At 47.3% G+C, this 3,129-nt stretch carries 3 protein-coding genes and 1 pseudogene; all 4 read left to right on the forward strand.

The window, feature by feature from the left end:
• The first annotated feature begins 53 nt into the window (after window positions 1-53).
• A complete protein-coding gene (locus H6F50_RS01535; RefSeq protein ID WP_190411422.1) occupies window positions 54-902 on the forward strand; it encodes an ABC transporter permease in 849 nt (282 codons plus the stop codon).
• A 106-nt stretch (window positions 903-1,008) separates the two neighbouring features.
• Window positions 1,009-1,812, forward strand: a complete 804-nt coding sequence (locus tag H6F50_RS01540) for an ABC transporter ATP-binding protein (RefSeq protein ID WP_190425574.1) — start codon at window positions 1,009-1,011, stop codon at window positions 1,810-1,812.
• Window positions 1,813-2,148: 336 nt separating this feature from the next.
• Window positions 2,149-2,928 (forward strand): cysteine hydrolase family protein, encoded by a 780-nt coding sequence (locus H6F50_RS01545; protein WP_190425577.1) that lies wholly within the window; start codon window positions 2,149-2,151, stop codon window positions 2,926-2,928.
• 70 nt (window positions 2,929-2,998) lie between these two features.
• Window positions 2,999-3,129, forward strand: a pseudogene (locus H6F50_RS26830) (cupin domain-containing protein); the annotation flags it as partial.

Here is a 3,129-nt window from a genome sequence, read left to right on the forward strand (position 1 = left end):
ACCCAAATATTTGACGATCAGTTTATCAAAGCCTACGCGGCAAAGCAAAAATCATGAACCGCTACGCTGAAGATTTGCCGGAAAATAATTCCGCTCGTCCTCGTAAAATGTTATCGCCTAGCGTCTTCTGGCGCATTGGTGAGGAGATTCCTAAAAAATTGGCATGGACTTTAATGGTTCTGTCAATTTGCATCCCGGTTGCTCTTTGGTGGATAGTCTCCAATGCTGGGATAGTCGCACCTTTATTTTTGCCGACTCCCGCTCAAGTTTGGGGCGCTTTTCAGAGGCTTTTAGCAACTGGCGATTTGCAAAAAGATATTGCCTATAGCCTGTTTCGCGTTCTGAGTGGCTTTTCTCTGGCGGCGCTGATTGCAATTCCCTTAGGGATACTGATGGGAACTTTTTCCAGCATTCGAGCGCTGATGGAACCGATTATTGGCATTGTGCGTTATATGCCAGCACCGGCTTTTATTCCCTTACTAATTTTGTATTTTGGTCTGGGAGAAGAACCAAAAATTCTGCTGATTTTTATCGGAACGCTATTTTTTAACACGCTCATGGTGATGGATGCGGTGAAGTTTGTACCGAAAGAGCTATTGGAAACTTCCTATACCTTGGGCGGTCAGCGAAAGCAAGTTTTATTGCAAGTAATTTTTCCCTTTATTCTTCCGAGTATTATCGATGCGGGTCGCGTCAATATGGCAGCTTCTTGGAACTTAGTCATCGTGTCCGAGTTGGTGGCAGCGACAGAAGGCTTGGGTCGCCGTATTAGTGTCGCCCAAAGATTTCTCAAGACCGATGAAATTTTTGCGGGACTGATTGTAATTGGCTTGATTGGTTTGACGATCGACCTTTTGTTTCGATTGTTACTGCGCGTGTCTTGTAAGTGGGCTAATGATTAAGAAAAGAAGTAAGCAGTCATTGGTTTTGAAGGATTCGTTCGGTGCTAGTGACCAATGACGATTAGAGTGGGCAACTCAATCTAAAAACTTAAAATTATCACTCATTATGCATTTGCAAGTTTCTCAACTCCATAAACAATTTCCAATTCGACGCGGTTCGCTCGTTGCTCTCAAAGATATCAATTTGCAGATTGAAGAGGGAGAATGTATCTGTGCGGTAGGTGCTTCGGGTTCTGGTAAGTCAACATTGCTACGGTTGATTGCTGGATTGGATACTCCCACGGCGGGGGAAGTTTTGGTCGATGGGGTGCGCGTGACGGGACCTGGCCCTGACCGGGGAATGGTGTTCCAAAGCTATACGCTATATCCGTGGATGACGGTTGCAGAGAACGTGGGATTTGGTTTAAAGCTGCAAGGTGTCTCCTCGATAGAACGACGGCGACGGGTGGCTTATTATCTGGATGTGGTTGGGTTGTCTGGGTTTGCGAAGGCACTTCCGAAGGAACTTTCAGGTGGGATGAAGCAACGGGTCGCGATCGCGCGTGCTTTAGCCTCGCAACCGAAAATTTTACTGATGGATGAACCATTTGGGGCGTTGGATGTGCAGACGAAAGAAGCGATGCAGCAATTTTTGCTGCAAGTCTGGCAACGCACACGGACAACAATATTTATGATTACTCACGATGTTGAGGAAGCAGTGTTTCTATCTCAACGCATCTATGTGCTGAGTTCGCGTCCAGGTACGGTTAAAGAAGAACTGAGTATAAAACTCCCCAGCGATCGCACTTATGACATTAAGTGCAATCCTCTGTTTCAGGATTATAAGGATCGGGTAATGGAACTCCTCCGCGCCGAGGAAGACAAAACTTTACTAAAAAGTAGCTTTCAAGAGTTACCGATGGTGGTTTAAGCAACAAGATCGTTTCATTCTGGTTCCGGAACCCCACCCCAACGCTCCTGAATAAAATTTATTCCTTATCTTCCCTCTGCTGGGGGGGAGATAGAGGGGGGTACGGATAAGGGGAATTTTGCCTTTTGGGATTAAAAATTATTTCCGATCTTACTCTTGCTGGTGGGGAAGTGAGGAGGTTCTGCAAGTAAGCAGGAACAGGTCAATCGGGTATGCCCAAACCTTCTGTAAGTTTATAACTCGCGCATTTTCCCTTGAAGTTAAGAAATCAAAAAATTTAAGAGTCCTGGGCAGAAAAAGTAGTATTTCTCAAGATTGCCCCCTTGCACTCTCCCTATGAATCGACCCCTCCGTACCTTGGGTGTGCCGCCGAATGCTTGGGCAGTTGATGCGGAAATTGCTGATATCACGCGCCCGCCTTTAAAACCGCAACCTGTCACCCTAGCCACAGAAACCAAGACGCTACGCCTGGATTTGGCAAAAGCCGCAATTTTGGTGATTGATATGCAGAATGATTTCTGCCATCCAGATGGCTGGCTAGCCCACATTGGCGTAGACGTGACACCCGCCCGAACGCCCATCAATCCGCTTAAAACGCTGTTGCCAGAATTGCGAACGGCAAACGTTCCGGTGATTTGGATTAACTGGGGGAACCGCCCCGACTTACTGAATATCAGCGCCAGTGTACGCCATGTTTATAATCCCACTGGCGATGGCGTGGGTTTAGGAGATCCGTTGCCCGCGAATGGTTCGCCAGTGCTGATGGTGGGCAGTTGGGCGGCGGCGGTGGTGGATGAATTGGAACCAAACCCGGAAGATATCCGCGTCGATAAGTACCGGATGAGCGGTTTTTGGGATACACCTCTCGACAGCATCTTGCGGAACCTGGGAAAAACGACTTTGTTCTTTGCCGGAGTCAATGCAGATCAGTGCGTGATGGCAACGCTGCAAGATGCTAACTTTCTCGGCTATGACTGCATTTTGGTGAAAGATGGTACTGCTACCACATCCCCAGAGTATTGCTGGCAAGCCACCCTTTATAACGTAAAACAGTGTTTTGGTTTCGTGGCAGATTCTCAAGCTATCGTAGAAGCAATTAAGTTGGCTAACCGCTAATGCTAATCGCCAATGGTAACGAACAATTAGCCATTAGCCAAATCGCTCTCTTTTAGAGGAGAAATGCCCGATGGACTCGTCCCGTTGCATGATTCCGATCGTCAAGTCTCCCAGAGACTATCAAGCCTTTCGCATCAGTCCTGAGGATAGCAATCGGTTAGCGATTGTCTTCGATCCGGCAAGCGCTAACGTTTCATTAAC

The sequence above is a fragment of the Coleofasciculus sp. FACHB-712 genome (assembly GCF_014695635.1).
In the GTDB taxonomy this organism is placed as follows: Bacteria; Cyanobacteriota; Cyanobacteriia; order Cyanobacteriales; family FACHB-T130; genus FACHB-T130.